This window comes from Desulfomicrobium orale DSM 12838 (assembly GCF_001553625.1).
In the GTDB taxonomy this organism is placed as follows: domain Bacteria; phylum Desulfobacterota; class Desulfovibrionia; order Desulfovibrionales; family Desulfomicrobiaceae; genus Desulfomicrobium; species Desulfomicrobium orale.
In genome coordinates, this window is the sequence record NZ_CP014230.1 from 1,920,736 (window position 1) to 1,947,668 (window position 26,933).

The 26,933-nt window shown below is 54.8% G+C and carries 22 protein-coding genes and 2 pseudogenes; 16 read left to right on the forward strand and 8 right to left on the reverse strand.

What is annotated here, in order from left to right:
- The first annotated feature begins 42 nt into the window (after nucleotides 1-42).
- The 8 genes from AXF15_RS14040 to AXF15_RS08930 all read left to right on the forward strand — a co-directional run bounded on the left by AXF15_RS14040 (nucleotide 43) and on the right by AXF15_RS08930 (nucleotide 8,282).
- Nucleotides 43-546 carry a hypothetical protein gene (locus tag AXF15_RS14040; RefSeq protein ID WP_151192336.1) on the forward strand — a complete coding sequence of 168 codons (504 nt, stop codon included), beginning with the start codon at nucleotides 43-45 and terminating at the stop codon, nucleotides 544-546.
- A 10-nt stretch (nucleotides 547-556) separates the two neighbouring features.
- A complete protein-coding gene (locus tag AXF15_RS08900) occupies nucleotides 557-1,252 on the forward strand; it encodes a GntR family transcriptional regulator (protein ID WP_066606237.1) in 696 nt (231 codons plus the stop codon).
- Nucleotides 1,253-1,418: 166 nt separating this feature from the next.
- Nucleotides 1,419-1,721 (forward strand): DUF302 domain-containing protein, encoded by a 303-nt coding sequence (locus AXF15_RS08905; RefSeq protein WP_257721637.1) that lies wholly within the window; start codon nucleotides 1,419-1,421, stop codon nucleotides 1,719-1,721.
- Nucleotides 1,722-1,827: 106 nt separating this feature from the next.
- On the forward strand, nucleotides 1,828-3,357 hold the full coding sequence (locus AXF15_RS08910; RefSeq protein ID WP_211258968.1) for an ArnT family glycosyltransferase: 1,530 nt from the start codon (nucleotides 1,828-1,830) through the stop codon (nucleotides 3,355-3,357).
- A gap of 100 nt (nucleotides 3,358-3,457) precedes the next feature.
- Nucleotides 3,458-4,030, forward strand: a complete 573-nt coding sequence (locus AXF15_RS08915; RefSeq protein WP_066606243.1) for a TetR/AcrR family transcriptional regulator — start codon at nucleotides 3,458-3,460, stop codon at nucleotides 4,028-4,030.
- 4 nt (nucleotides 4,031-4,034) lie between these two features.
- The gene (locus AXF15_RS08920) at nucleotides 4,035-7,127 is read left to right on the forward strand and encodes an MFS transporter (protein ID WP_066606245.1); all 3,093 of its coding nucleotides are present in this window, start codon (nucleotides 4,035-4,037) and stop codon (nucleotides 7,125-7,127) included.
- A gap of 57 nt (nucleotides 7,128-7,184) precedes the next feature.
- Complete coding sequence (locus AXF15_RS08925) at nucleotides 7,185-7,382, forward strand: MoaD/ThiS family protein (RefSeq protein WP_066606247.1); 198 nt, start codon at nucleotides 7,185-7,187, stop codon at nucleotides 7,380-7,382.
- 3 nt (nucleotides 7,383-7,385) lie between these two features.
- A complete protein-coding gene (locus tag AXF15_RS08930; RefSeq protein WP_066606249.1) occupies nucleotides 7,386-8,282 on the forward strand; it encodes a PP-loop family protein in 897 nt (298 codons plus the stop codon).
- A gap of 95 nt (nucleotides 8,283-8,377) precedes the next feature.
- Here the strand turns inward: AXF15_RS08930 and AXF15_RS08935 are convergent, their stop codons facing one another.
- Complete coding sequence (locus AXF15_RS08935; protein ID WP_066606251.1) at nucleotides 8,378-9,835, reverse strand: GGDEF domain-containing protein; 1,458 nt, start codon at nucleotides 9,833-9,835, stop codon at nucleotides 8,378-8,380.
- Between the two features lie 181 nt (nucleotides 9,836-10,016).
- Between AXF15_RS08935 and AXF15_RS08940 the strand changes: the two genes are divergently transcribed.
- Both AXF15_RS08940 and AXF15_RS14045 read left to right on the forward strand, forming a co-directional pair.
- Nucleotides 10,017-11,663 (forward strand): glycosyltransferase family 4 protein, encoded by a 1,647-nt coding sequence (locus AXF15_RS08940; protein ID WP_066606254.1) that lies wholly within the window; start codon nucleotides 10,017-10,019, stop codon nucleotides 11,661-11,663.
- Between the two features lie 92 nt (nucleotides 11,664-11,755).
- A pseudogene (locus AXF15_RS14045) lies at nucleotides 11,756-11,896 on the forward strand (IS1595 family transposase); the annotation flags it as partial.
- A gap of 11 nt (nucleotides 11,897-11,907) precedes the next feature.
- On the opposite strand, the gene AXF15_RS13540 reads toward AXF15_RS14045, so the two are convergent.
- Nucleotides 11,908-12,674, reverse strand: a protein-coding gene (locus AXF15_RS13540) for an IS5 family transposase (RefSeq protein WP_236884756.1) whose coding sequence is annotated in 2 segments (ribosomal slippage) — nucleotides 11,908-12,341 and nucleotides 12,341-12,674 — 768 coding nt in all. Because the reading frame shifts where the segments join, the coding sequence is not laid out codon by codon here.
- Between the two features lie 129 nt (nucleotides 12,675-12,803).
- Between AXF15_RS13540 and AXF15_RS14585 the strand changes: the two genes are divergently transcribed.
- The 4 genes and pseudogenes from AXF15_RS14585 to AXF15_RS08975 all read left to right on the forward strand — a co-directional run.
- The gene (locus tag AXF15_RS14585) at nucleotides 12,804-13,172 is read left to right on the forward strand and encodes an IS5 family transposase (RefSeq protein ID WP_066607876.1); all 369 of its coding nucleotides are present in this window, start codon (nucleotides 12,804-12,806) and stop codon (nucleotides 13,170-13,172) included.
- Nucleotides 13,070-13,570: an IS5 family transposase gene (locus tag AXF15_RS13545; protein ID WP_236884855.1), complete on the forward strand. Its 501-nt coding sequence runs from the start codon at nucleotides 13,070-13,072 to the stop codon at nucleotides 13,568-13,570. Before AXF15_RS14585 ends, AXF15_RS13545 begins: the two co-directional genes overlap by 103 nt.
- Nucleotides 13,571-13,649: 79 nt before the next feature.
- Nucleotides 13,650-14,407, forward strand: a protein-coding gene (locus AXF15_RS13550) for an IS5 family transposase (protein ID WP_236884757.1) whose coding sequence is annotated in 2 segments (ribosomal slippage) — nucleotides 13,650-13,986 and nucleotides 13,986-14,407 — 759 coding nt in all. Because the reading frame shifts where the segments join, the coding sequence is not laid out codon by codon here.
- Nucleotides 14,377-14,611, forward strand: a pseudogene (locus AXF15_RS08975) (transposase); the annotation flags it as partial. The gene AXF15_RS13550 and the pseudogene AXF15_RS08975, both read left to right, overlap by 31 nt.
- Before the next feature lie 77 nt (nucleotides 14,612-14,688).
- On the opposite strand, the gene AXF15_RS08980 reads toward AXF15_RS08975, so the two are convergent.
- Nucleotides 14,689-15,888: an IS4 family transposase gene (locus tag AXF15_RS08980; protein ID WP_236884758.1), complete on the reverse strand. Its 1,200-nt coding sequence runs from the start codon at nucleotides 15,886-15,888 to the stop codon at nucleotides 14,689-14,691.
- Nucleotides 15,889-15,942: 54 nt separating this feature from the next.
- Between AXF15_RS08980 and AXF15_RS08985 the strand changes: the two genes are divergently transcribed.
- Both AXF15_RS08985 and AXF15_RS08990 read left to right on the forward strand, forming a co-directional pair.
- Nucleotides 15,943-17,679, forward strand: coding sequence for an ABC transporter ATP-binding protein (locus AXF15_RS08985; RefSeq protein ID WP_066606276.1), 1,737 nt, complete (start codon nucleotides 15,943-15,945; stop codon nucleotides 17,677-17,679).
- 12 nt (nucleotides 17,680-17,691) lie between these two features.
- Nucleotides 17,692-19,344, forward strand: a complete 1,653-nt coding sequence (locus tag AXF15_RS08990; RefSeq protein ID WP_169793638.1) for an ATP-binding cassette domain-containing protein — start codon at nucleotides 17,692-17,694, stop codon at nucleotides 19,342-19,344.
- 48 nt (nucleotides 19,345-19,392) lie between these two features.
- On the opposite strand, the gene AXF15_RS08995 is transcribed toward AXF15_RS08990, so the two are convergent.
- The 5 genes from AXF15_RS08995 to mltG all read right to left on the reverse strand — a co-directional run bounded on the left by AXF15_RS08995 (nucleotide 19,393) and on the right by mltG (nucleotide 26,856).
- Nucleotides 19,393-21,213 carry a protein-disulfide reductase DsbD family protein gene (locus AXF15_RS08995; RefSeq protein ID WP_066606282.1) on the reverse strand — a complete coding sequence of 607 codons (1,821 nt, stop codon included), beginning with the start codon at nucleotides 21,211-21,213 and terminating at the stop codon, nucleotides 19,393-19,395.
- A gap of 283 nt (nucleotides 21,214-21,496) precedes the next feature.
- The gene (locus tag AXF15_RS09000; RefSeq protein ID WP_066606285.1) at nucleotides 21,497-22,804 is read right to left on the reverse strand and encodes a phenylacetate--CoA ligase; all 1,308 of its coding nucleotides are present in this window, start codon (nucleotides 22,802-22,804) and stop codon (nucleotides 21,497-21,499) included.
- 71 nt (nucleotides 22,805-22,875) lie between these two features.
- Complete coding sequence (gene ldhH / locus AXF15_RS09005; RefSeq protein ID WP_066606288.1) at nucleotides 22,876-25,017, reverse strand: L-lactate dehydrogenase (quinone) large subunit LdhH; 2,142 nt, start codon at nucleotides 25,015-25,017, stop codon at nucleotides 22,876-22,878.
- Nucleotides 25,017-25,649, reverse strand: a complete 633-nt coding sequence (locus AXF15_RS09010) for a LutC/YkgG family protein (protein WP_066606294.1) — start codon at nucleotides 25,647-25,649, stop codon at nucleotides 25,017-25,019. The genes ldhH and AXF15_RS09010 overlap by 1 nt, the downstream gene beginning before the upstream one ends.
- A 169-nt stretch (nucleotides 25,650-25,818) precedes the next feature.
- Nucleotides 25,819-26,856, reverse strand: a complete 1,038-nt coding sequence (gene mltG / locus AXF15_RS09015) for an endolytic transglycosylase MltG (RefSeq protein WP_066606298.1) — start codon at nucleotides 26,854-26,856, stop codon at nucleotides 25,819-25,821.
- Between the last annotated feature and the right edge of the window lie 77 nt (nucleotides 26,857-26,933).

Genomic DNA, 26,933 nt, shown 5'->3' on the forward strand with positions numbered 1-26,933 from the left:
GCGATATATACTGTAATTTCATTTTTTGTCGCTTACCAGCATATGAAGCATATTTCAAAAGACACGGCAAAGAAGGAAACAAAAATTTCCTTCCGCACGACAGATGCAATATTTTCTCAACTCAAGGCAATTTCACGTATTGAAAATATATCCATATCCTTCCTCGTTGAAAATATACTGACCAATCATCTCATCAGGAATGAAAATCTGGCCATAGCGGAGGAAAAGCGCCAGGCTCCACGGAAAAAATGCTCGATCCCAGTGGTCCTTTCTGCGGGGCGAGATGCAAAAAATCATTACCGGGGGATGATTATCGGCCTTTCGCCGCTCAGCATGCAGGTTGTATTGGAGGAGAAGCCAGATGAGAGTTTGCTCTGGGAGGGATTTTTTTCTCTTTTCAGCCTTTGGGATGATTCTTTTCCCGTTCTCTTGGATTGCAGGATGCTGCGTATGGAACATATCCATGAGGAATGTATAGTTATTGCCCAGTTTATACGGCAGAATAAGCCCTTTGATCTAGAAAGAATCAAAAGTATTTTCGATTGAAGAGATCGTCATGAGTGTGTTGCAGAAAAAAAATGCGGGGGAGAAACATCTAGATCGTGGTGGATTACTGAAAAGAAGAGTGCTGCGGGATGACGTTGCGGAATACCTTGTCAGTGCAATATTACGGGGAGATCTTGCGCCTGGGGACAAAGTGGTGGAATCCAAGCTGGCAAAGGAGCTTTCCATAAGCCAAGGTGCCGTGCGGGAAGCCATTCGGGATCTCGCGGCGCAAGGATTTCTGGAGACGGAAGCATATAAGGGGACCCGCATCCGCACTCTGACAAAAGACCAGCTTGATGATTATTATGATGTTAGAACGGAAATTGAATCCACTGCTGTACAATGGAGTATCATAAAACATCAATCAAAATATATTGACATTGAATATCTCAAATATTGCGTGGATAACATGAGCCGCTGTGTGCAAGAAAATAATCCCAGATGCATGCGCGAATATGATATGAGTTTCCATCTTACGATCGTACAAGGCGCATATAGTGAGTCATTGCTCAGGGCGTGGAATTCTTTGGGGAATTACTATTGGACATATATCGCCATATATTACGATAACTTGGCGTCTTTTCTTCCGGAACAGATAGAAAAGCATCAGGCAATGTATGAAGCAATCGCCTCGTCTGATGTTGACTCTTACAGAAAATGTGCCCGGGGGCATTATTTTGATACAGAGATATTATATCAAAAATAAAAATCACTGTGGGTTTATACTCAGAGAATACAGGAGAAATGTCAAAGATGTTTAGCTCGGAGAGACCAAGGAGAGCCACTTGATGAAAGATTTTCCCCCTCATTCCCGGAGTTATGGTCGATCGGTTTCGGACATGCATGCAGCATTGCTCAGCCGTCTGGCTGAAATGCACATACCCGTTTTCTGTACGATAGATCACGCTGAGAACGCACGCGGCGCAGGTCTTGAAATGCCGGAGACGCGCGTCGTCATTTTGGGTAATCCCGTTGTCGGCACGCCGCTCATGCAGGCGGCCCCGGACATCGCCCTGGATTTACCGTTGAGGATACTCATTCGCGAAACGTCTTCCGGGTGCGAGCTGCTCTATACTCCGTCCGCCGCCCTGGCTGACCGGTATCATCTGGACCCGTCGCGGCCGGAGCTGCTGAAAATTTCTGCATTTCTTGAAAATCTGTGCGGAAGCCTTTGATCCTTCCGAAATATCCTTTTCCTGCGGCAAATATGCTTTCCAGCTGATTTCTTGTGCTGATTTCATTGTTTCTCCGATGAAAAACATGTCGTGTGATCAGGTGGAAATGAGGCCGGCAGGGTTTCTGTTCCTCCATCGTCCCATCTTGTGGTTTCTGGCCGCTTTTCTGGCAGTATGCGCCGCCTTCGTGGGTAATGCGAGTCGGGGGCTGATGGAGACCACGGAAGGACGCTATGCCGAATGCGCCCGGGAGATGGTCGAAACGGGAAACTATCTGGAGCCGACCCTCAATTACGTTCCACATTGGACCAAGCCGCCCATGGCCTACTGGTCCACGGCTGCGGGGATCAAAATACTCGGCAACACAGAAGTCGGAGTCCGCCTGGCCAGCGGGCTGGCCTTTCTGGGGACTGTCGTGCTGACCGCCATGATGGCCTGGAGGCTCTGGGGAGAACGGGCTGCGTTTTTGGCGTTTGTCGTGTACATCTCTTCGGTATTGCCTGTGCTTGGCGCTACCATGTTGAGTACGGACATGCTGCTGACCTGGTGGGAGACTCTTGCCGTTGCGCTGTATCTTTTCTGGGCTTTTCCCGGCGTGCCCCTGCGCTCGGACGGACAGGATCATTCCGAGCCGCTTGCGGACTGGCGCATCCATCTCTGCTGGGCGGCCTTCGGGCTGGCCTTCCTGACCAAAGGGCCGCCGGCTCTTCTCCCTTTACTCTGTCTGCTTCTCTGGCATTGGTGGCGGTTCAGGAGTCTGCGTATCTTTTCTCTGCCCGGTCTGATTCTTTTTTCCGTGTGCGCTTTTTCCTGGTTTGGTCTCATGACTTGGAAGCATCCCGGCCTGTTGAGCTATTATTTGCTGGAGGAAATTGCGGGTCGGGTGGCTACGGATGTTTTTGACCGCAATCCAGAGTGGTACAGTCCCTTCATTATTTACGCTCCGCTTCTTATCCTGGGACAGGCGCACTGGCTCTGGATTCTCTGGCAAAGACGGGCCCGCTGGCATGGGTTGGGCTTTATGGAGCGGTCCATACGGATTTTTCTCCTGCTTTGGTTCTTTTTACCGCTCCTTGTGTTCTGTCTGTCCAAGAGCCGTTTGCCGTTGTATATTTTACCCCTTTCCGTGCCTCTTGTACTTTTTCTGACCTTTTTTCTGAACTGCAGCATCGGGGCGCACATGCGGTCCGTGCTTTTCACATGCGCCACTGCGGTGTTTGTCCTGTGCGTCATGCGATGGATTTCGGGTGTACTGCCTCTGCCGGAGAACATGCGCCATCTGGCTGAAATCGTGCGTCAGGAAGAGGCGGTCCGCCCGGCCCCTTTGACAGGGCTGTTGACCACTCCGGCATATGGCCTTCAGTTCTACATGCGAAAAGAAATGAACTGGCTTGAAGATCGGGGCGGAAAGGAAGAGACACTGCGGGGCTATCTTGCCGGGTTGAAGACACCTGAGCGTCTGGTGATCAAGGAAAAGTACACGGCGCTGGTACATCTCCTATGCGCCCGGGCGCGAGTCCGGGTGACGGAACGCCTGGCCGGAGAGTACGGCATTTTCTATCTGGAGCCTGAAGTAGCGCGATCCTCTGTCGGTGAAGGAGGCACCGGAGTTCCGGAAGCCTCCACGGTTCATTGACGCCGCTGGAGCCCGACCCCCCGGGGAAAAGTGTTCCTGCCTTTTTCTTGACCTGCCCGCCAAGAGACGTAAAAAAGCGCTCACACAAAAAGGAAGTACTATGTCCCGTTCCCTCATGAAGCGTGAAGTTATCGAAGAGGCGGCCATCCGTCTGTTTTCCACCAAGGGGTTGACCCGCACTACCGTCAAGGACATTGCCGCCGCCGCGGGAGTGACGGAAGGTGTTCTGTACCGGCACTACGAAGGTAAGGAGGAGATGGCCTGGAAGCTCTTCAACAGGGAGCTGGACCAGTTCATCCATCTGGTTTCGGAAGTTCTCTTCGACAACCGCCTGCCTTTTGCCCAGCGCTTCAGCTTGGCTATCCAGACCATCTACGACTACTACGTCTACAACAGTGATCAGTTCGCCTTCATCTTGCTGACTCAGCACGGCTTTCCGGAAGAACGTCTGGTGTCCCGGAAGAGCGATCCCATGGACGTCACCTCCCGCTTCATCGGGCAGGGGATCGGCGATGGGGATATTCCGCCCTGCGATGCGGAGCTTTGTGCGGGCCTTATCATGGGCGCCATCCTGCAGCCACTCGTATTGCACCGCTACGGCAGACTGGAGCTTGAGCCCTCCACCCATCTTCACGTCACCGAAGCCTGTATGCGTATTCTGGGTGCGGCCTGAGCACATGAAGAAAATACTCCGGCGCGACCCGGCGCATCCCCGCAGAACCGGGCCATGGGGTTTCATCCCTTACCTCGCCGTGGTCCTGATCAACGCCATGATTGATCTGGGGCACAAGATCGTCATCCAGAACACGATTTTCAAATGCTACGATGGCTCCACCCAGATCGGGCTGACGGCTCTCGTCAACGCCTGCATTTTGCTGCCGTTCATCCTTTTTTTCACTCCGGCCGGGTTCCTGGCCGACCGTTTTCCCAAGCATCTGGTTATGCGCTGGACAGCGGCCTTCGCTCTGCCCCTGACGGTGCTCATCACCGTGGCCTACGTCACGGGCCGGTTTGAGACAGCCTTTATTTTGACTCTCATCCTGGCCGCCCAGTCGGCCTTCTATTCTCCGGCCAAATACGGCTATATCCGGGAAATGGCGGGAAAGGACAATCTGGGCATGGCCAATGGCGTGGTCCAGGCCGTGACCATCGTGGCCATCCTGCTCGGCGGCGTGCTTTTTTCCCAGCTCTTCGAGACGCTCATCGGTCAGGCCCGGAGCAGGGAAGAGATCCTCATGGCCGTCGCGCCATGCGGCTTTCTGCTGATGGCCGGAGCCCTGGCCCAGACCATTGTGGCCTGGCGCATTCCCGCCTACCGGAGCGGCGACGCGGACCTGCATCTGAATATGCGCTCCTATGTCCGCGGAACATATCTGAAGACGAATCTCGGCAACCTCTGGCGCGATCCTTCCATCCGCATGTCCGTGCTGGGGCTGTCTCTGTTCTGGGCCGTGAATCAGGTGCTTCTGGCCGCCTTCGGCGCGCATCTGAAGGAAATGGCCGGGGAGACCTCGACAGTGGTGGCCCAGGGACTTCTGGCCATCGGCGGGGTGGGTATTATCGCCGGTTCCGTGACCGCCGGGCGGCTGTCCAGAAACCATATCGAAACGGGTCTCGTTCCGCTGGCTGCCATCGGCATGACCGTGTGCATGGGGGCTATCCCCTTCATGAGCGATACCTTCGTTCTGGGAACGCTGCTGGCCGTGTACGGCTTTTTTGGCGGGCTGTTCGTGGTGCCTCTGAACGCCCTCATCCAGTTCAACGCCCCGGAGTCGGAATCGGGAGCCATTCTGGCCGGAAACAATTTCGTTCAGAACGTATTCATGTTGTCCTTTCTGGGGGCCACGGTGCTGATGTCCATGACCGACCTGGGCAGCGCGCCTTTCATCCTGGGTCTGGCTGGAATCATGGCCCTGGGGGCGGTCTTTTCCCTGAGCTTCATGCTCCGGCCGTTTCTGTGTCTGGTGCTGCGTTTTATTTTCGGTCTGCGCTACCGGCTGACCGTTTCCGGCCTGGAGCATTTCCCGGCCAAAGGCGGTGTGCTGCTGCTTGGCAACCACACGAGCTGGATCGACTGGGCCATGCTGTATCTGGCGGCCCCTCGGCCCATGCGTTTTGTCATGTCCAGCGCCTATTACAACCGCCGGGGCATACGCTGGTTTTTTGATTTGTACCGGGCCATTCCCATTTCTCCCACGGCCAACAGGGCCGCCCTGCGTAAGATAGCCGATGCCCTCAAGAGCGGGGATTGCGTGGCGCTTTTTCCGGAGGGAGCCATCAGCCGCAATGGCCAGCTGGGCGAATTCCGGCGAGGTTTTTCCATACCCGCCGTGCAGTCGGGGTGTCCGATCATTCCCTTTTATCTGAACGGCCTTTGGGGCAGCCGGTGGTCCGCCGTTACCCGGCATTTCCGGCGCAACTCCGGTCTGAAGCGGGTGCGGGATGTTCATGTCGGTTTCGGACCGCCCCTGCCTTCCACAGCCGTGGTTTCAGAAGTCAAGAACGCCGTCAGGCTGCTTTCCGTCGCCGTCTGGAGCGATTTTTCCCGCAGCCGGAAGTCCATCCCGGAAAACTGGCTGCGCGTGGCCGCCCGTGCCCCGCGCCGTCCGGCTGTGGCTGACTCCTCCGGCCGGCGGTTGTCCGTATTGAAGCTCTTTCATGCCGCCCTTCAGCTTTCGCGGACGCTCCACCGCATGCCCGCGAAAAGTCTGGGTGTCATGCTGCCCCCGGGAGCATCGGGCCTTCTGGCCAATCTGGCCGTGCTGATGGCGGGTAAAACCGCCGTCAACCTCGACCCTTCGCTGGATGGTCAGGCTTTAGCCCGCTGCCGGGAGCAGGCCGGGATACGCACGGTCCTGACATCCTCCTCCCAATGGGACAATCTGGAGGCGGCTTTCGATCTGGAACCTTTTTTCGTGGAGATACCAAAATCCACTGTGACACAGCTGTGTGCGACACGGATCATCCTTGCCCTGCCTTTTTTTCTGGCCCGATTCTTCCTGCCGGTCTGCCTGGATCCGCATGGCGAAGCGGCTGTCTTCGTGGACCGGGACGGCGTGGTCAGCGCGTGTCTGAGCCATGCGGACATCATCACCTTCGTCCGGCAGATGGCCTCCCTTTTCCCGCCCGAAGCCGAGGATACGATGCTGAGCGCCGAGCCCCTGCACCGGTCATGGGGTTTGACCATCGGCGCGTTCATGCCGCTTCTGGAATCCGTACCTCTTGTCTGTCACCACGACCCGCTGGATGTCCGGGGCGTGGGCCGGCTGTGCGTCAGACACAGAGCCTCGGTGTTGTGCTCGGGGCCAGAGGCCCTGTGCGACTATGTCCAGAATGAAGCCATGCCCGCCCTCATGCTGGATTCCGTGCGTCTGGTTCTCTCGGCAGGCGGCGAGCTGCCCGGCCGGTACGCGCGGGGCTTTCGCGAGAAATTCGGCCTTGCCGTCCACCACGGCTATGGTCTCGGCGATGCCATGCCCGTTGTGGCCGTCAACGCCCGCGACATCCTGAATCCGGCGGACATGAGCATCCAGTACGGTTGGAAGTCCGGTTCGGCGGGGCTGCCGTTGCCCGGTTCCGCCGTGCGTGTTGTCCGTCCGGGCAGCCGGCCCCTTGAAGACGCGCCCCAGGGAGAACGGGGCCTGATTTTCGTCTGCGGGGTCCGGAGTGCGGACAGCGAGAGAGATTCCGTCGAACAGGACGGCCTTTTCTGGCATCCGACCGGTGATACGGGATATCTGGATGAGGACGGATTTCTCGTGCTGGGCTGACCCGGTCTTTCGTCGACTGAAGCGGCGTTTTCGCAATTACCATCCTTCCGGAGAGCAATGATCACCGTACGTCTTGAGCCCGAAAACCGGGAAGTCATCGTGGACCGTGCCAGGACCGTCTTACAGCTGCTGCGGCAGGTGGGCCGGAAACCCGGCCGGGTTCTGGTCATCCGGGACGGCCAGCTGCTCACGCCGGACCTGAACCTGCGCGACGGGGACATCGTGACCGTCCGGGACGCTGGGTCCAGAGGATAGAATATGAAATGCAAGCGCTGTCAGGTTCCCGCCGTCGTGGCTTTGCCCAGTCACCACGCCGCGTTCTGCCGGAATTGCTATCTGCTGTTCGCCCGCAGACTGGTGGAGCGGGCCATCAAGGAGCACGACATGTGCACGCCGGAGGACAATATTCTGGTGGCCATCTCCGGCGGCAAGGATTCTCTGGCTCTGTCCTGGCAGTTGCGGGAGCTGGGCTACAAGGTCACGGGCCTGCACATCGATCTGGGCATCGCCGGCTCGTCGTCCGTGGCCCGCGCGCATACCGAGCGTTTTTGCGCCGCCCACGGCATCCCCCTGCATGTGCTGGAAATGGCCTCCATGGGGCTGTCCATGGACGAGGTGAAGCGCCGCATCAAGCGGCCCATCTGTTCGGTCTGCGGCCAGACCAAGCGCTATTTCTTCAACAGATTCGCTCTGGAAAACGGATTCAACGTCTTGGCCACCGGCCACAATCTGGATGACGAAACCTCCCGCCTGTTCGCCAACATCATGCGCTGGGACGTGGAATATCTGAGCGATCAGGGGCCGGTCATGCCTGCGGGCAACGGCTTCGCCAAGAAGATCAAGCCGCTTTTCCGCATGTCCGAATTCGAGACGGCCAATCTGTGCTTTCTGGCCGGAATCGATTACGGTTACGCGCCTTGTCCGTACAGCTCCAAAGCCAGCTTTCCTGTTTACAAGAATCTGCTGGCCGATCTGGAAGACATTCAGCCCGGGCGGAAGATTCATTTTTATGATGGATTTCTGAAGCGCGGCCGGGCGGGATTCGCCAGCCGGACCCAGGAAGAGGTCAGGCCCTGCAATGCCTGCGGCTACCCGACTTCGGCGGGGGAGTGCGGCGTGTGCCGTCTGAAGGAAATGATGCGCGGAAAGGAGTAGGGTAGCCGCAACCTGAACCTCAGGACCGTTTTCACGAAAATCAAAGCCGTGCGGACCGGGTGGCCTGCACGGCTTTTTCACGGCAAGGAAGCGGTTCAGATCTGGGCCACGTTGTCTTCGATGGCCGACGCGCAGACCATGTTCCGGCCGTTGGCCTTGGCTCTGTACAGAGCCTTGTCGGCACTGTGTACCAGGGCTTCCGGGGGCTCCAGGGCGCCGGGGACGAGGCTTGCGATGCCGATGGAGGCCGTGACCCGGAAACTCTTCTGCTGGAAGCGGAACGTGGTTTTTCCGATGATCGCCCGCAGGCGTTCCGCCAGCATCCAAGCCTGTTCCTCCCGCGTCTGCGGCAGGATGATCACGAATTCCTCACCGCCGTATCTGGCGGGGAAATCCGATTCCCGCAGGGTCTTGCGCAGGATCTTTCCGACTTCCCGCAGCACGGCGTCCCCAGCCTGATGGCCGTATGTGTCGTTGACGGACTTGAAATAATCCAGATCGATCATGAGCAGGCTCAGTTCCTGCTGATGCCTCTGGTGGCGTTTCATTTCTTCCCGGAGTCTGGTGTCAAAATTATGTCTATTGGCGACATGCGTCAGGCCGTCCCTGTTCGCATGTGCCCTGATCTTGCGAAATTCCAGGCTGTTACGCATGGCCAGAGCCAGATGGTTGGCTGCCGCGCGCAGGGTGAGGGTGCGGTCCCGCCCCAGAGACTGCGCTTCGTCCGAGCCGATGACCAGCGCCCCGAAGACCGTTCCGTCCGTACTGAGGGGCTGGGTGATGAGCTGCTCCAGCTCGGGAGGCGTTTCCGGGTTTTCCCGGCGGGCCATGAAACTGACCTGATAGCCGCGCACATCCCCGGCGTTGTACCGTCTGGCGACGCTCAGAAGATGGTTGATCCACCGTTCCTGGAGGCCACCCGTGATATTCTCGGGCAAAAAGAGCTCCGCTTCCATCTGGCCGTCATGTTCCGCCCAGAATACGCCCATAAGGTGAGTGACGTTGAAAAGCAGATTCAGGTCCCCGGCACAGTTGGAAAGAACCACTGCGGGATCCAGACTCTGACTGGCTCTGGTCAGGAGCTGGTTCAGGAATGCCAGCTGTTCGTTCTTGCGGGTCAGAAGTTCCCGCTCCAGCGTGATTTCGCGGGCCATCATGCGGATATCCCGGTACAGGTCGGAGATTTCTTCCGCCTGGGCCAGGGCGCGGGAAATTTTTTCCTTGCTTACGGGGCAGGTGACGAGGGTCAGAAAATCCCCCTTGGCCATGAAGTCCAGCACCTCCGGGGTCTCGCTGTCGGCAATGAGCAGCCACTGCCAGGACGGCCGGGCCAGAAAGGCCTGCCGTTCGCGGGGGCCGAGGCCGGACCAGACAGAAGAGGGGACAAAGGCCAGTCCTTCCTGATTTCCGGCTTCCACTTCCGCCATATACTCCTTGGCCGAAGGCAGGTCGCAGCACTCCAGAACATGGTGTTCCGGCAGGGCCGAAAGCAGCTGTTCCGCGAGTTCGGGAGAGAGGCCCAGACCAAGGCAGAACCGTCGGGGTGTATGCATGAATGTCCTCCACAGCGTGGAAAAATTGATATTGTGCAGGACTAAGCAAATTTTCTGCCAATAACTAAAACCGGTCTCTTCAACCAGTGGAGGCAAGCGCCTGCCGGACATGTTACCGGGGAAAGGCGGATGAGAATCCCGCGGCAGCGTCAACGGGTCCGGATATTGCTTTTATCAGGGTATGCGACATGTACCCGCCATCTGGGGAACCCTCGACCCTTTTGTGGAGTTGGGCCCCGTCATCGGCCGCAAGGTGGCCAACGCCGGATTTCTGGAAGCCCTGCTGCGGGCCGATCCATTCGATCAGTATCACTTTTTTCCGCCGGACGGGCAGAGTGCCGAAGAGCTGCAAGCCTGTCTCCGCCAGAGTTTTCCGGGGCTGGGGCAAAAGATCCGTCTGTTTCCGCGCGCGGCCCTGCCCGCTCTGCTGCGGGACACGGTTTATCGCGCCTTTCATCTGTCCGACTGTCTGACCTCTCAAGGGTGGCTGACGGCCTTGCGGAACAGGCTGGCCGGAAATGTTTTTCCCATCACCGGCGTGACCCATTCCCTTTCCTACGCCAGATACGGCCAGGCTTTCGCCCAGCATGTCTGGGCCGGAGTCACCGCGCGGGACTGCATCGTGGCTACGTCCCGGGCGGGGCAGGAGGCCGTGCGGCGTATTCTTGACGCCTGCCGGGAGCATTGCGGCGGGGGGGCCGTGCCGGAAGTGGCGCGCATTCCTCTGGGCGTCTGGTGCTCCGATTTCACGGAATCGCCGGACCAGGACATGTGTGAAGCTCTGGGCGTCGGGCCGTCCCGGACTGTTTTTCTGGTGCCGGGACGGATCAGCCCGTACTCCAAGATGGATCTGCTCCCGCTTCTGCGCGCTTTCCAGCGGCTGCAAAAGGATGGCACGGACCTGCGGGACCTGTGTGTGGTGCTGGCCGGAGGAGCCGATGAAAGCGAGACTCTGCCCGATATACTGGTCAATCTGGCGGCGAATATCGGCCTGGAGCTTCTGGCGGTCCGCCATCCGGACGAGCGGACCAAGAAAATCCTGCTGGCTCGCAGCGACGCAGTGATTTCCCTGGCCGACAATCCGCAGGAAACATTCGGTCTGACCCTGCTGGAAGCGGCGGCGGCCGGAAAGCCGGTCATCGCCTCGGACTATGACGGGTACCGGGATCTGGTGGTTCACGGCGAGACTGGCCTGCTCGTGCCGACCCTCGACCGTGGCGCGGAGGACGTGTCTCTGATGGCTCCGCTGCTGTACGACTCCGCCTACCACATGTGGCTGGCCCAGGATGTGGCCGTGTCCGTGGAAGAACTGGCCAATCATCTGCGCCGGATGCTTTCCCCGGACCTTCGGGAACGCTTGGGCCGGGCGGCACGTGAATACGCGTCCCGCTTCGACTGGTCCAGAATCATCGGCCAATATGTGGATTTGTGGGAAAGGCTCGCGGCCGCTCCCGCACCCGAACCTGGGCGGGGTGTGTACAGGCATCCGCTGGCGCTGGACTACGCCCGCGTGTTCGAGAGCTATTCCTCGGCGCGTCTGGGCGGCGCCTGCCTTCTGGAATGCACGGAACTGGGCCGGGCCGTATACCGGGGCCGGGACTATCCGGTGGTGTACGCGGGGCTGGAAGGCCGCGTCGATCTGGAGCTGATGCGGCGGATTCTGGTCTGGACCCGTCAGCCGCTGTCCTGGTTAGGCCTGCGCGAAAAGGCCGGGGCGGACGAACGCCTCGGCCCTACGGTCATGTGGATGCTCAAAGGGGATCTGCTGCGGGTGAATGCCGGGTTGTCCGGCCGCGAGATCTCATTTCATAATCAGTCTGAGGAATAATGCTGCATCCCGATTGTGCCACGGCAAAAAAGTTTTCAGCATAATTCTATAAGGGTCCAGACCTCCAGGGTATCGTCTGATAGACTAGAAAAATGTTTGAAAACAGTAGGTTAAGTAGATATGAAGTCAGCAAAATTATTGAATGTTTTTGCATCGACATTGACGCTACCAAAACCGCTCTACTCCTAAAGTTGAACAGAAAGACCGTGAACAGATATTTTCTGGCCTCTAGGCTCAGTCCTCATTAATTGAGATAGAAAATGATGGAAGCCGCGAGGCACAGAGCTGAAAAGAAGGTATGCGCGCAGCGGTCATAACGCATGGCAATTCTGCGCCAGTCCTTGATCCTGCCAAACATGATCTCGATCTTGTGCCGCTGTTTATACAGATCTTTATCGTACGGGCAGGCTCTCTTTCGGCTCCTTCTGGGCGGGATGCAGGGCGTAATGCCTCTGGCGTGCAGGGCATCACGGAACCAGTCGGCGTCATAACCACGGTCCGCCAGCAGCTCCCTGGCCTCGGGCAAAGCATCTATGGCATCCATAAGCAGGGCGGCTCCTTTGTAGTCGCTCACCTGGCCTTCTGTGAGCGTCATGGCCAGGGGCCTGCCGTGGCCGTCGCAAAGGGCATGGAGTTTGGAGTTCAGACCGCCCTTTGTGCGTCCGATGCAGCGGGAAAGAGCCCTTTTTTGAGCAAACTGGCGGCGGTTCGATGCGCCTTGAGGTGGGTTGCATCGATCATCACCTGGCCATCCTGTCCCGCTGTTTTTGCCAATTCGGTAAAAATATTGTTGAAGACGCCCATTTGGCTCCAGCGCAAAAAACGATTGTAGAGCGTCTTGTACGGGCCATACTCACGCGGCGCGTCTTTCCACTGCAGGCCATGTTTGATGACATACATGATGCCGCTGACGACTTTCCGGTCATCGACCCGCGGAATACCATGTGAACGTGGAAAGAAGGGCTTGATACGTTCGAGTTGTTCGGCAGAAAGGTAGAAAAGTTGGCTCATGGCGTCCTCCTTGAACACAACTAGGCTCAGTCCTCATTAATTGCCAAAAAGCAGAAAATCTGGTTAGGCTCAGGCCTCATTAATTGTAAAAATCAGGAAAGTTGGTTAGTTGTGCTCAGGGAGGACGCCATGAGCCAACTTTTCTACCTTTCTGCCGAACAACTGGAGCGTATCAAGCCCTTCTTTCCACGTTCACATGGTATTCCGCGGGTCGATGACCGGAAAGTCATAAGCGGCATCATTTATGTCATCAAACATGGCCTGCAGTGGAAAGACGCGCCGCGCGAGTATGGCCCGTACAAGACGCTGTACAATCGTTTTTTGCGTTGGAGCCGGATGGGCGTCTTCAACAATATTTTTACCGAATTGGCAAAAACAGCGGGAAAAGATGGACGATTGATGATCGATGCAACCCACCTCAAGGCGCATCGAACCGCCGCCAGTTTGCTCAAAAAGGGGCTCTTTCCCGCTGCATCGGACGCACAAAGGGCGGTCTGAACTCCAAACTCCATGCCCTTTGCGACGGCCACGGCAGGCCTCTGGCCATGACGCTCACAGAAGGCCAGGTGAGCGACTACAAAGGAGCCGCCCTGCTTATGGATGCCATAGATGCTTTGCCCGAGGCCAGGGAGCTGCTGGCGGACCGTGGTTATGACGCCGACTGGTTCCGTGATGCCCTGCACGCCAGAGGCATTACGCCCTGCATCCCGCCCAGAAGGAGCCGAAAGAGAGCCTGCCCGTACGATAAAGATCTGTATAAACAGCGGCACAAGATCGAGATCATGTTTGGCAGGATCAAGGACTGGCGCAGAATTGCCATGCGTTATGACCGCTGCGCGCATACCTTCTTTTCAGCTCTGTGCCTCGCGGCTTCCATCATTTTCTATCTCAATTAATGAGGACTGAGCCTAGGCTCAGGCCTCATTAATTGTAAAAATCAGGAAAGTTGGTTAGTTGTGCTCAGAGGAGGATGCCATGAGCCAACTTTTCTATCTTTCTGCCGAACAACTCGAGCGTATCAAGCCTTTCTTTCCACTTTCACACGGTATTCCACGCGTCGATGACCTGAAAGTCATCAGCGGCATCATTTATGTCATCAAATATGGCCTGCAATGGAAAGATGCACCGCGTGAGTATGGTCCGTATAAAACGCTGTACAATCGTTTTCTGCGCTGGAGCCGGATGGGCGTCTTCAACAATATTTTTACCGAGCTGGCAAAAACAGCGGGAAAAGATGGACGATTGATGATCGATGCGACCCACCTCAAAGCCCATCGTACCGCCGCCAGTTTGCTCAAAAAAGGGCTCTTTTCCGCTGCATCGGACGCACAAAGGGCGGGCTGAACTCCAAACTCCATGCTGTTTGCGACGGTCACGGCAGGCCTCTGGCCATGACGCTCACAGAAGGCCAGGTGAGCGACTACAAGGGAGCCGCCTTGCTTATGGATGCTTTGCCTGAGGCCAGGGAGCTGCTGGCGGACCGTGGTAATGACGCCGACTGGTTCCATGATGCCCTGCACGCCAGAGGCATTACGCCCTGCATCCCGCCCAGAAGGAGCCGGAAGAGACCCATCTCTTACGATAAAAATCTGTATAAACAGCGGCACAAGATCGAGATCATGTTTGGCAGGATCAAGGACTGGCGCAGAATTGCCATGCGTTATGACCGCTGCGCGCATACCTTCTTTTCAGCTTTATGCCTCGCGGCTTCCGTCATATTCTATCTCAATTAATGAGGCCTGAGCCTAAACAGCCGGTCTTCGGCATCTATGAGTGTGATGGAGCCGTTTACAGAGCTGGTCACGGACTGCTCGGCCAAAACGCTTCAAGCCATCATCAGGGGCAAGGTTTCGCCTGAGAGCATTATCCATTTCGACTGCTGGAAAGACTATGGCGGACTGGTGGACGTTGGGTACGACAAACATTTCCGCATCAACAAATTTTATGAGGCAGGAATAATCAACATAACCGTCAATCAGAATTTTTATTTATAATCATTATCATTGCTGTCCGGCTAAGCGATGCAATCTAACAGTGTGAAGTTATATGAATTATCGAATTTTCGTCGTCTGGGATTCAGGAGTTCATCCAAGGAGGCCTCGCCGAGCAGGTTGAGTTGAATGAGCTGGAAGAGTTGCTGTACGGAGAGTCCGAGACGGCTGAGGAATTTCTGGTACGCGAGGAGCAGGTAAACCGTCAGGGCCGTGTAAATCTGGATCAGAACCGCATTTTCCGAGTTGCCGACGAAGGTCTTTATGCGCAAATTTTGTTTGATTTCCTTGAAGAAGAGCTCGATTTGCCAGCGGTCTTTATAGATGTCGGCGATGGTTTTCGCCGAAAGCCGGAAATGGTTGGTCAAAAATTCGTAGTGTTTCCCGGTTTCCTGGTCACGATAGCCGATACGGCGCAAGCGTAAGGATTTTCCCCGGCTGGAGACTTCAATGATGTGATCGGAAGTAACGCCGGTCTTGCGATTCACGAGGCGGCGCTCCAGGAGTTTGAAAACGGCGTTGCGCTTGAGCCGGGTCACAAAAAAGACACCCTTTGCCCCGAGGATCCGAAACCAGGGATAGCTGATGAAGCCCTTGTCAAAGACCACGATGGAGCCCCTGGGCAACTCCATAGCCTGAGCTATGCGGCTTTCATGGGTTTTGGCGTCGGTGACGGTTGCGAAAGCCGGGATATGGCCATCGTGATCCAGCAAGGTATGTACTTTGACGCCGCCCTTGGCCTGCCGAAACGAGGCCCAGGGAAAAAGCGACAGGCAAAGCTTTATGGTGGTGGCGTCCAGACTGAACAATTTGGATTTGAAACGGAATTTGTGCTTCGGGGCTTTTGCGGCGCACAGGCCGTACATCTCGGCGAACAGATCCTTGAAAAAGCCTACGGGGCGAGAATTGTTCGCGTCAGCAAAGGTCGAGCGGGCCACGTTTTTCAGTCCCCAGTGATACAGGCGGTTTCCCGCAGCCTCAAGGCAGCGCAGGCCATCGCGCATGGAACGTCTTGCGGCAAGCTGGATGAAGGCCATGACCGTGAACTGCTCCTTGAAACCGAATTGACGCGACGAGCGCCCGGTTTTGTGCCGTCTTTCGAGTTTCTGAAAAACATGTCTGGGAATCAGAGATAGCGTCTGGGAGAATAGTGTATTATGGTGACTCAAGTCCAGAATCTCCTTGTGTGGCAAGATGTTGTGGTGATTTCTTTTACCACACATCGCTGAGATTTTGGACTCTTTTCTTATCCCTTAGCCGGACAGCAATGAATCATTATGAGAAATTTTTTTATCACAATAAAAAGAGCTAAACAAATATTTCTATTTTCGACTTGTATTATTCTTATTGTGTCGACAACACTATTGAGTATATTATTGGCTGACGCATTGAGCCCGATTATCAACGCGGCAATGAATGGGGCGTGGATTTTGAGGAATATCTTGGTATATTCGGGGATATGCTTGGCTTTGATTATATTTTCTATGTTACGTCAATATAGTATTGGTTTATTTTCCGCAAACATAGAAAAAAACATGTATAATTTAGCTATTAAAATGATAAATGATAAAAAAATTTATTATGTTATAACAAAAAACACAGGATTCTTTGCATCAATTATTCATAATGATCTGAAGCAAGTATGTCGGTTTTTAAGTAATGAATTTTACTTATTAATTTATCAACCGATATTGATTATCGGGTCAACTATTTTTTTGTATGTGAAAAATGCATCACTAACAATAATTCTTATTTTAATTGTTTTATTGAGTATGTTCATTGGATATTTTAAAGGTAAGAATATAAAAAAATATAGTTTTTTAGTACAGAAATCACAGGAAAAAATGATGTCATTTCATAAAGAAGTTTTTTCCTGTGCAGAAGAGATCGGTATGTTAAGCTGTTTTAATTATGTTGCCAATAGATATGAATATCTGAATGAAAATTTAATGCGAAATGAAATACAACGTGATCGTATAATTGCGTTTTACTCAATACCATCTATGGTGAATGAATATTTCCCATTAGTCATGACAATAATATTAGGAGGGTATTATGTTTATGAAAATAGGTTAAGCTATGGTGATTTTGCTGTTTTTATACAAATATTAACTTATTTAAGTCTTCCTTCGAGTAAATATGCCTCTGCATTGATTTCCTTTAGGTCTACACAGGTTTCTTTGGATCGTTTTTTGTCCCTTGATGATCAATCCGAAAAAGATTTTGACGTTGATGATGTGGGTAAAAAGGAAAATAATATTCCTGACTTACAAAAAAATTCTTCTCTTTTATTTGAAAACGTCAGTTTTTCTTATGATGGTTCTAATCCTGTGTTAAACGATATATCTTTTGAGCTTAAGACGGGTGAGAAGGCTGTGATTGTTGGCCCATCTGGTTGTGGGAAAAGCACACTGCTCCGACTCGCTATGGGCTTTTATCCAGATTATTCTGGGATTATCCAGATCGGAGGGTGTAATTTTAAAGAATTTAACCTTGCAACTATGCGCAAAAATATAGCTTTTGTGGATCAGAATTTTTATATACTGCCCGGTACTGTTAGCTTTAATATCACTGCCGGGCAATTTTCTGATATAAATCAAAATTATGAAGCCATCATCAAATGTGCTAAAGATGTAGGTTTGGATCAATTTATACAAAATGAACTATCCAATGGATATAATGAGATACTCTATCAGAAAGGTGTAAATTTGTCAGGAGGGCAAAAAGCAAAGCTTTCTATTGCCAGAGCTTTATATAGAAATACGCCTATTATTTTTTTTGATGAAATAACTTCCTCTTTGGATGCTGAAAGCGAAAAGATTATCAATGATCTTATTAGTACTTATGAAAATAAGACTATTTTAGCTATATCTCATCGCGTATCGACGATTTCAGCCTATGACAAAATCCTTGTCCTTAATGAAAAAGGTCAGCTTTGTGAGAGTGGATCGTTTGATGAATTGTTGAGAGAGGGGATAGTGTTCAAAAAGATTTATTTTGATATGCAGGCCTAGAGTGCAATGTTGATGGAAAAGAAAAGAGGTTTTTTTTCATTTCTTTTTGCTATAACTAAAGAAAAATTAGGTTTATGGCTGGTTGCTGCTATTCTTAATTCTCTACAGACATTTTTAGTGACTGTTTTTTATGGGTTTGCACTAAAATATACTCTTGATGGAATAAGTAGTGGTAATGAGACTGAGTTTAAAATTGGCGTAATAATTATGCTGATAGGCTCATGCTATTTTATTTTTGGACTTCCATTCTTTAGCTATCTTTTGTACAAAAGTATGAGTATGGTCAAGAGTAAAATACGGCAAAATATTTTTAAAAGAATAGTTACATTTAAATACTCTGATATAGAATATACTCATTCTGGTAAATATTTATCGATTATGCATAATGATATAGATAGAATAATGAATCTTTTTGACTGGTCATTTATAGGCATGCTGCAAGCGATTATATCTGGGATATTTTCTATATTTATAATATTTTATTATAGTAAAATAATAGTATTTGTATCTTTAATTTCTGGAATTATACTTTTATACTTAAGTTTTATTAATTTGAAAATAAATAAACACCTTAATGAACAACTTTATGAGCATTTTTCAGAACGTATGAAGCTCACAGCTGATTTTGTTGATAATTTTATTCTTATAAAAATATACGATATTGTAAGTGTAATAACTTCTTCTATATATGATTTATGTCAGAGTATATATCATTGCCAGGTATCAATTAATAAATTTGGGGTTGTTTTAAATTCCTTAAAGTCGGTTATAACAGAATTGATATTGTTTGGTGTCGTAATTTTTATTGGTAGCTATCAGATAGCTCAAGGTGATCTCACTTTTGGTGAGCTTATGCTTATTCTGCAACTCGGAGTAGGAATTGTTTTTTTCTTTAATTCAATAGGTAACTATTTTATATCGACCCAATATTCATTTCTCTGCTTGGAGCGGGTGTATAATGAATGTATGCGCGTGGTGGTTGAAGAAAAGCACGCTATTTTAACTAAAAAAACACAAGCAAGTCTGGAGTTTGAGCAAGTGACTTTTGGGTATGACAGCCGAGGGCAAAAAGTTTTGGATAATATCTCATTTTGCCTCGAAGGACCGGCAATCGTCAATCTTACAGGGAAAAATGGCACGGGTAAGAGCACAATTTTTAAATTAATTATGAAACTTTATTCTCCTCAAAGCGGGACAATAAAAATAAATGGAGTTGATATACAAAATGTCTCCCAAGAAAATATTTCAAAAATTGTGGCTTGTGTTCCACAGAAAATTATCTTCTTTGAAGATACGATTTATAATAATCTAACTTATGGTTTATCTATAAGTGAATTAGAATTGGAGAGTATTGCTGAATCAGTAGGTATATTAGAACTTATTGATAGTTTTCCAAATAGATTTGAAGAAATTCTTTTTGAGGGTGGATATGAACTTTCCGGAGGAGAAAAACAGAGATTGGCATTGGTGAGAGCCTTGGCGCAGCATCCAGATATTCTATTACTCGATGAGTTTGATTCAAATATGGATCCCTTATCCGCTCAAAAAATATATAATTATTTAAATAGTAATAATATATTGGCAGTTATTGTGACGCATAATATGGAAAATATTCTAAAGTCCAGTATTGTTTCGGGGAAAAAATATACTGAAATTTCTCTGTAGAGTGCTTCAAATGTTGAATGCCCTATTGTTGACGGTAGTATACAAATATCATTTCCGTCCTTCCAATTCTTCCTCCAGCGCTTCCTCCAACTGGCCGCCGGTAAACAGATCGCGCAGTACCAGCGGGCTTTTCGGGTCTTCCCGCGAGAAAATAGCCAGCACGGGAATGGACTGAGAGCCCAGACTGGTAAGCAGCTTCATGAGTTCCGGATCGTGCCGGGTCAGGTCCACCCGCAGCAGGTCGGCATCGAACCGTTTGGCCAGAGCCGTGCTTTTTTCCGGAGTGAGCACTGTCTTTTCCAGAAATTTGCAGTTGGGGCACCAGTCCGCCGTGAAATCCAGAACCATGTTTTTCCGGCCAAGATCGCTTTCAAAGCGGCTCAGCTCAAAGGGCTGCCATGGATCGACGTGGATTTCCGGGCGGAACAGGACAAAGGCCATGAGGGCCACCAGGGCCATACCTGCGCCCCGGATGGACCAGCGTCGGCCGGAACTCTGATTGAGGTTCGTCCACTGGCCCCAGACCCAGGCCGCCAGACCGATGGTCCACAGCAGGATGAGTGTGTTCAGGTATTGCGAGGCGGGCAGCAGGCCCATCAGGTACACGCAGGTTCCGGCCAGCAGAAAGCCCAGAATCCGCTCCAGGTGGATGGTCCACGCTCCGGGCCGGGGCAGCAGCCGGTACATGCGCGGAAAGACGGCCATGACCAGATATGGCGAAGCCATGCCGAGTCCGATGCAGGACAGCACCAGAGCGATGATCTCCGGGGGCTGGATCAGCGCCCAGGCCAGCACGCCGCCCAGAAAGGGGCCGCTGCACGGCGTGGCCAGAATGGTGGCCAGGATGCCGGTAATGAAAGACTCCAGACGGGGATGATGGGTCACCCCCCGGGCCTTTCCCTTGAGATCGATGAGGGGCAGGTCATAGACGCCGAAAAGGCTCAGGGACAGGGCGAAGACCAGGGCCGTAAGGGAGATGATGGCCGCGGGCTGCTGGAAAATCTGCCCCCAGACGATGCCCGTGGCCGCAATGATCACGGACAGCACCAGAAAATAGAGCACGATGCCCAGAGCGAAAAAGAGGTTGTGCGCACGGAACGCCCGCCGCTGATTCTGGGATACGCTGTCCGCCACGGGGATGAAGGAGCGCAGTTTCAGTGTAATGACGGGCAGCACGCAGGGCATGAAATTGAGCACCAGCCCGGCCAGAAAAGCCAGCACGGCTGCCTTGGACAGGGTGCGGACTTCCAGTTCCGGGGCGAAATAGCGGGGAGTGAAGGACCATTCGGCGGTCGGGGTATCCGGCTCCGGCACCGCGGAGTCCGTTTGGGCCGGGATTCCCGGCTTGGCCTGGGCAAATCCGGACCACCACTCCTGATCTTCGGCCAGGGGAAGCTCCGCTTCGGCGGGAACGTCCAGAGTCAGCGTTTCCTGAAGGGGGCGGCAGGACGCATCCGAGCAGAGCAGGGCGCTGAACTGCACGGACAGGTGCAGTGCTTCGCCGGAAGCGGCGGGAACCGGCAGGTAAAAAAGTGTCCGGCCCGCGTACTGCTCGGTCACAAGTCCCGGCTCCAGAGAGTCCGGAGCGGACATGGGCGGCGGGTAAAGGGCTTCCAGCTCTTCTGCGGCGTACTGGCCGGTGACGGCCGTGGGAAATCCCGAAGGGCCGGGAGTATTACCGTAAATGTGCGAACCCTCGGGGGCGGTGAAAAAAAGTACCGCCAGCACCGGCGAAGGGCCGGATGCAGTACGGAACGCTTTCAGGGAAAGCTCGGGGGCAGATGTCTGCGCCAGGGCGCAGACCGGTAAGAAAAGGAAGAGAAAGAGGATGGCGCGGAGTGTTTTGCCCGCATTCCGGCATGTAATCATAGAGATGTCCTTAAGATTGGAAGGTATTTGCAGTGGGCGTTTCCCATCGGTGTGCCGTCGCCGGAGCGGACCTTCATGAAAGGCAGGGGAGCGCCGGAGTTGAAGAAAATTTACGGACAGAAGTTCTCTTCGGTTTTGTGTTGCACCGGCCGGGAGAACGTTGTCTTCTCCGCTCTTCCACCCGGCAGTATTTTTCGAAGGCGGCTGCTGATGATCGGAAAGACACGAGGCATAAGCGGCCCGGCGTCGCGGATAGCGGATTTTCCGTGAGTCTCCTGGGAAGTTACACGATTTCGTCCTGAATCCTGCTGTCAAAGATGCGCTGGCTCTTGCGCTCCGAGCGCGGCAGGGTGCCGTAGCCGGTCAGTTCCAGATCCGCCGTGACCAGAAGCTGTTTTTTGATCTGGTAGCCGGCTTCGCGGATCAGGCCGGGCGAGAGGTCGCCGCCAACTCCTTCAGCCCGCTCCACCACCAGACGCATAAAGTCGCGGCCCGCGCAGTCTCTGGTCAGATGGATCTGATACTCGGAGCCGAGGCCGGGAATGGCCGACAGGATGGAATCAATGCCGCTGGGGTAGATGTTCACTCCCCGGAATTTGATGGTGTCGTCGGAGCGTCCCCTGATGCGCGAGTGGCGGGGCATGACGCTGCCGCAGGTGCAGGGGCCGGGAATGATGCGGGTGATGTCCCGGGTGCGGTAGCGGATCAGCGGCGCGGCTTCCTTGCACAGGGTGGTCACGACCATCTCTCCCCATTCGCCGTCGGGCAGCGGCTCCAGAGTTTCGGGATCGACGATTTCAAGCAGGTAGTAGTCTCCCCAGTAGTGGATGCAGTCGTGATCGGTGCATTCGATGCCCGCGCCGGGGCCGTAAAGCTCGGTCAGGCCGGTGATGTCGAACAGCTCGGCCCCGCCGAAAAGATCGGAAATTTTCTTGCGCATGGACCGGCTGGAGCGTTCGGAACCGTAGATGACCTTCCGCACGGCAACCTCTCCGGTCAGGCCGCGCCTGTTGATTTCTTCGGCCATCAGCAGGGCCATGGACGCCGTGGAGCAAAACACCGTGGACTGAAAATCCAGCAGGAACTGAATCTGCATGTCGATGTTGCCCGGTCCCACGGGTACGGCCAGAGCCCTGGCCTTTTCACATCCGAGCTGGAAGCCCGTGCCCGCCGTCCATACTCCGTAGCCCACGGCGATCTGCACCCGGTCCTCGGGCGTCACGCCGATGGTCTGGTAACAGCGGGCGAACATGTCGGTCCAGTCGTCCAGGTCCTTCTGGGTATAGCAGAGCACCTTGCGTTTCCCCGTGGTGCCGGAGCTGGCGTGAACGCGGACGATCCGCTCGAAGGGTACGCTCCGCAGGGGAAACGGGTAGCCGTCGCGCAGGTCCTCGGTGGTGGTGAAGGGCAGGCGGCGCAGATCGTCCAGACTTTGGATGGAGCCGGGCGTGGCTCCGGCTGCTTCCAGCCTGGCCCGGTACATCGGTGAGCCCTCGAAGGCATGGCGTACGGTCCATTGCAGGCCGCGCAGCTGGTGGTCGCGTAACTCCCGGACGGAGGAAAAGGACGGCAGGAAATTTTTGCTGTGCATGGGGGCGGTTCTGTATGGTGAACGGGGAGGCCCCCGCCGCGGAAAACGGCGAGGGCTTCCCCCACGAGGGATTATTTCTTCAGATGATCGGCCAATACCTCGGACATGTGGCGCACGGCAAAGCCGGACTTGTTCTTCTCGGCTCCGCCGCGCAGCTGCATGACGCAGCCCGGGCATTCCGTGACCAGCACTTCGGCCCCGGTCCGCGCGGCGTCGGTCAGCTTGTTCTTGAGGATCTGTTCGGACACGCCGGGGAATTTGGCGGAATAGGATCCGCCGAAGCCGCAGCAGACCTGCTCCTGATCGGCCTGGGCGTATTCGTAACCGCCCAGGGCCAGGAGCTGCCTGGGCTGTTCTGTCATGCCCATGCCGCGGCAGAGGTGGCAGGGCGCGTGCAGGGTGGCCCGCTGCTTGGTCTGGTTGAATTTGTCGGGGGTCACCTTCAGCACGTCGGTCATGAAGGCGGAGAAGGGAATGACCTTGTCCGCGAACTTCTTGGCCTCGGCGTCGTTCCCGCCCAGCAGGAAGGGGTAGTTGTGCTTCAGATGCGAGGCGCAGGACGCGCACAGCGTGACGATATAGTCAAAGGAGCCGTTCATGGCCTCGATGTTCTGCCGGGCCACGTCGATGGCGGTCTTCTTTTCGCCCATCATCTGCAGCGGCAGACCGCAGCAGGACTGTTCCAGAGGGAATTCCACAGCCACGTCGTGGGCGCTGAAGACTTCCATGGCCGCTTCCAGCTGTTCCGGATAGATGAAGTCCTGAGCGCATCCGGCGAACAGGGCGATCCGCGCCTTGGGGTTCGGCACGTTTTGTCTGATTTCCTCGAAGCGGTCCCGGAAAGGCTTGGCCGCGATGGCGGGCAAGGCCTTGAAGCCGTGATCCTTGGCGAAGATCTGGGGCAGATGCCGGATGTAGCTGGTGCCGCCGGTCAGGGGCCGCTGGGCGGTCTTGGCCATGCGCAGGAAGGAATGGAAGAGCTTGCGGTTCTGCATCAGCTTGGCCAGCAGGATGGAGGAAATGGGGTGTCCGTCCTCATCCAGAATGCGGGCGTGGATTTCCTTGATCAGCCGGGGCAGATCGATACCCGCGGCGCAGATATGCTTGCAGGCCTCGCAGTTGATGCAGTTCTGGACCAGATTCTTGGCCTTGTCCCGGCCGTGGAAGAAGAAGGTCAGGATGAGGCCGATGGCGCCGATGTAAATGTGCCCCATCTGATGGCCGCCGACCATGCGGTACACGGGGCAGACGTTGGCGCAGGCACCGCAGCGCACGCAGCGGAGCACCTGGGAGAAGAGCGGGTCCTTGGCCATTTCCCGGCGGCCGTTGTCCAGAAAGACGATGTGCATTTCCTTCTTGTCGCCGGGGGCGGCCAGACACTCGTTGGCGCCGCTGATCCAGGTGACGTAGGAGGTGATGGCCTGTCCCGTGGCGTTCTTGGGCAGGATGCGCAGCACCTTGAGGGCGTCCTCCAGAGTGAAACAGAGCTTGTCCAGGCCGGTCAGGGCCACATGCACGCGGGGTAGAGTGGTGACCAGACGGGCGTTGCCCTCATTGGTGACAATGCCGATGGTACCGGTTTCGGCGATGGCGAAGTTGGCGCCGCTGATGCCCATGTCCGCTTCCGCATACTTCTGGCGCAGTTCGCGGCGGGCCACTTTGACCAGACGCTGGATGTCCGTGGACTGGTCTTCCCGGGTGACCTGGGAGAAAAGCTCGGCCACCTGGTACCGGGACAGGTGAATGGCCGGCATGACCATGTGACTGGGACCTTCCTTGCGCAGCTGGATGATCCACTCGCCCAGGTCCGTCTCGGTCACTTCCAGGCCGTCTTTTTCCAGACGGTGGTTGAGGAGGGTCTCCTCGGCCGTCATGGACTTGGACTTGACGATCTTTTTACAGTTCGCGTCCTTGGCGATGCGGGCGATGATCTCGTTGGCTTCGGCGGCGTCCTTGGCCAGATGCACCTTGACGCCCTTGGCTTCGGCCGCGGCCTTGAAGTCGGCGTAAAGCTGGTCCAGACAGCCGAGCCCTGCATTCTTGGTGTTGACCACCTCGGCGATGAGCGCGTTCACGTCGTAATCGCGCAAAGCGTTGGCCCGGCCCACGGGATAGGCGGTGGCGAATTTTTCCATGGCCCCGCGCAGAAAGGTGTTGTCCAGAGCCTCGCGCAGTTCCTTGTTGTATTCGGAGAGGTTTTTGGCCTGCTGCATTATTTGTCCTCCAGAATCAGGATGTGCAGTTCCAGGGGGCCATGCACGCCCAGCGCCAGAACGCGTTCGATGTCGGCGGTGCGGCTCGCGCCGGTGATGAAGGCCAGATAGTCGGGGTTTTGGTTCATGAGCCCTTTGAGTTCGGCGTAGATGTCCTCGGCCGTGGCCCGGATGCGGGATTTGGGGAGGACCGCCACATGGATCTCGGCGAGCATGGTGGCCAGGCGCAGTTCCTCGCTGGAGGATTCGATGGCCAGGGTGCCCGTCTCGGCGATGCCGTAGTCGGCCATGGTGAGGGCGATGTCCACGCCCGCCAGATGGCGGCGCATGCCGTCCTTGATGACGGAAATCTCGCGTGCCGACGCCTGTTTGACCAGCTCGGCCTGGTCGGCTTCGTTCAGGAGCGGAGCAACGATGATCTTGCCCCACTCCTTCAGCCCGCACAAATCCTTGCCCTTTTCCGACAAGGATTCCTCACACCCGCTCAGAAGCAGCTGACAGGCTTCCTTCTGGGCGCACAGATCCACGGTGTAGGCCACGGCCTGAGCCATGGAATCCACCTCCGAGACAATGGCCGAGGCGGCTTCCGCTTTTTTCCGGAATTTTTCCAAAATTTCAGGGCTTGGTTCCATACGTCCTCCTGAGTGAATTCATTTTGCACGTTAAAGCAAAAACCATGCTGGCTCTGCTTTCATTTCATTTTTCTATAATTCAATATGGTTAGGATATTTTTTCGGCCGTCCTTTCCGTCTCATGGTGAAAATATGGGCGGGTGCGCTCAACAGGGGTGAGGGAATTTTCTCAACTTTCCGGCCCTCTGGATTTGGGAAAGGGGCGGCCGCCGCGCTGGTATTTGATGACGGCGTTGTTGTGCTCGCTCAGGCTGCGGCTGAAATGATGGGAACCGTCGGGCCGGGCCACGAAATAGAGAAATTCGTGTTCCGCCGGTCCGGCGGCGGCCATGAGGGCCGCTTTGCCCGGAGAACAGATGGGCCCCGGAGGCAGGCCGGGGTGTACATAGGTGTTGTAGGGATTGCCCGCGTCCTGGAGGTGGGAGCGGCGCAGATTGCCCGTGAACATTTCCCCCAGGCCGTAGATGATGGTGGGATCGCATTGCAGAAGCATGCCCAGTTGCAGGCGCTTGGCGTATACGCCCGCCACCAGCTCCCGTTCCGCGGGGATGGCCGTTTCCTTTTCCACCAGCGAGGCCAGAATGACCATGGCATGCAGTTCCTCGGGATTTCCGGCCTGGGGCAGGTCCCGTACGGTGCCCTTGAAACGGTCCAGCAGTGCCTTCAGGATCGGATAGGGCGACTGGCCGGGGATGCGCGGAAAAAAGTAGGTTTCCGGGAACAGATAGCCTTCGGCGTTTTCTGCCGGGATGCCGTTTTTCCGCAGAAAATCCCTGTCGTTACAGGCCGCGAGAAAGCGCTCCGCCGTGGTCAGGCCGGTGGCGTTCACGGCCAGAGCCACCTCGCGCATGGTCAGCCCTTCGGCGAAATGCAGACGGTGCAGCATGGGCTGCCCGAAGGCCAGGGTTTCCAGAATGCGGCGCGGGCTCCAGGCCGCTGAAAGCTCGAATTCTCCGGCCTGAAGCGGAACTTTGCGCAGCCGGGCATAGGTTCTGAAGCTCTCGCTCCAGCGGATCAGGCCGTTTTTTTCCAGCCGCCCGGCCACCGACGCCAGACTTTCACCCGATTCCACGGTGAAGACCACGGTGGCGTTGTCCGCCGGGCGAAGCGGGGTCTCCACGAAATACCAGGCTCCGCCGGCCAGCCCGCCTATCGTGAGGAGCATGAGCGCCAGTCCGCCCGGAAGCCATTTCCACCATTGTCGCATGAGTTTTCCCTATGGCTTGGTAGCGGGGAGAAGAATACCCCGGCCGGGGGACAGTCATCCGGTGTCCCTTTTTTCCG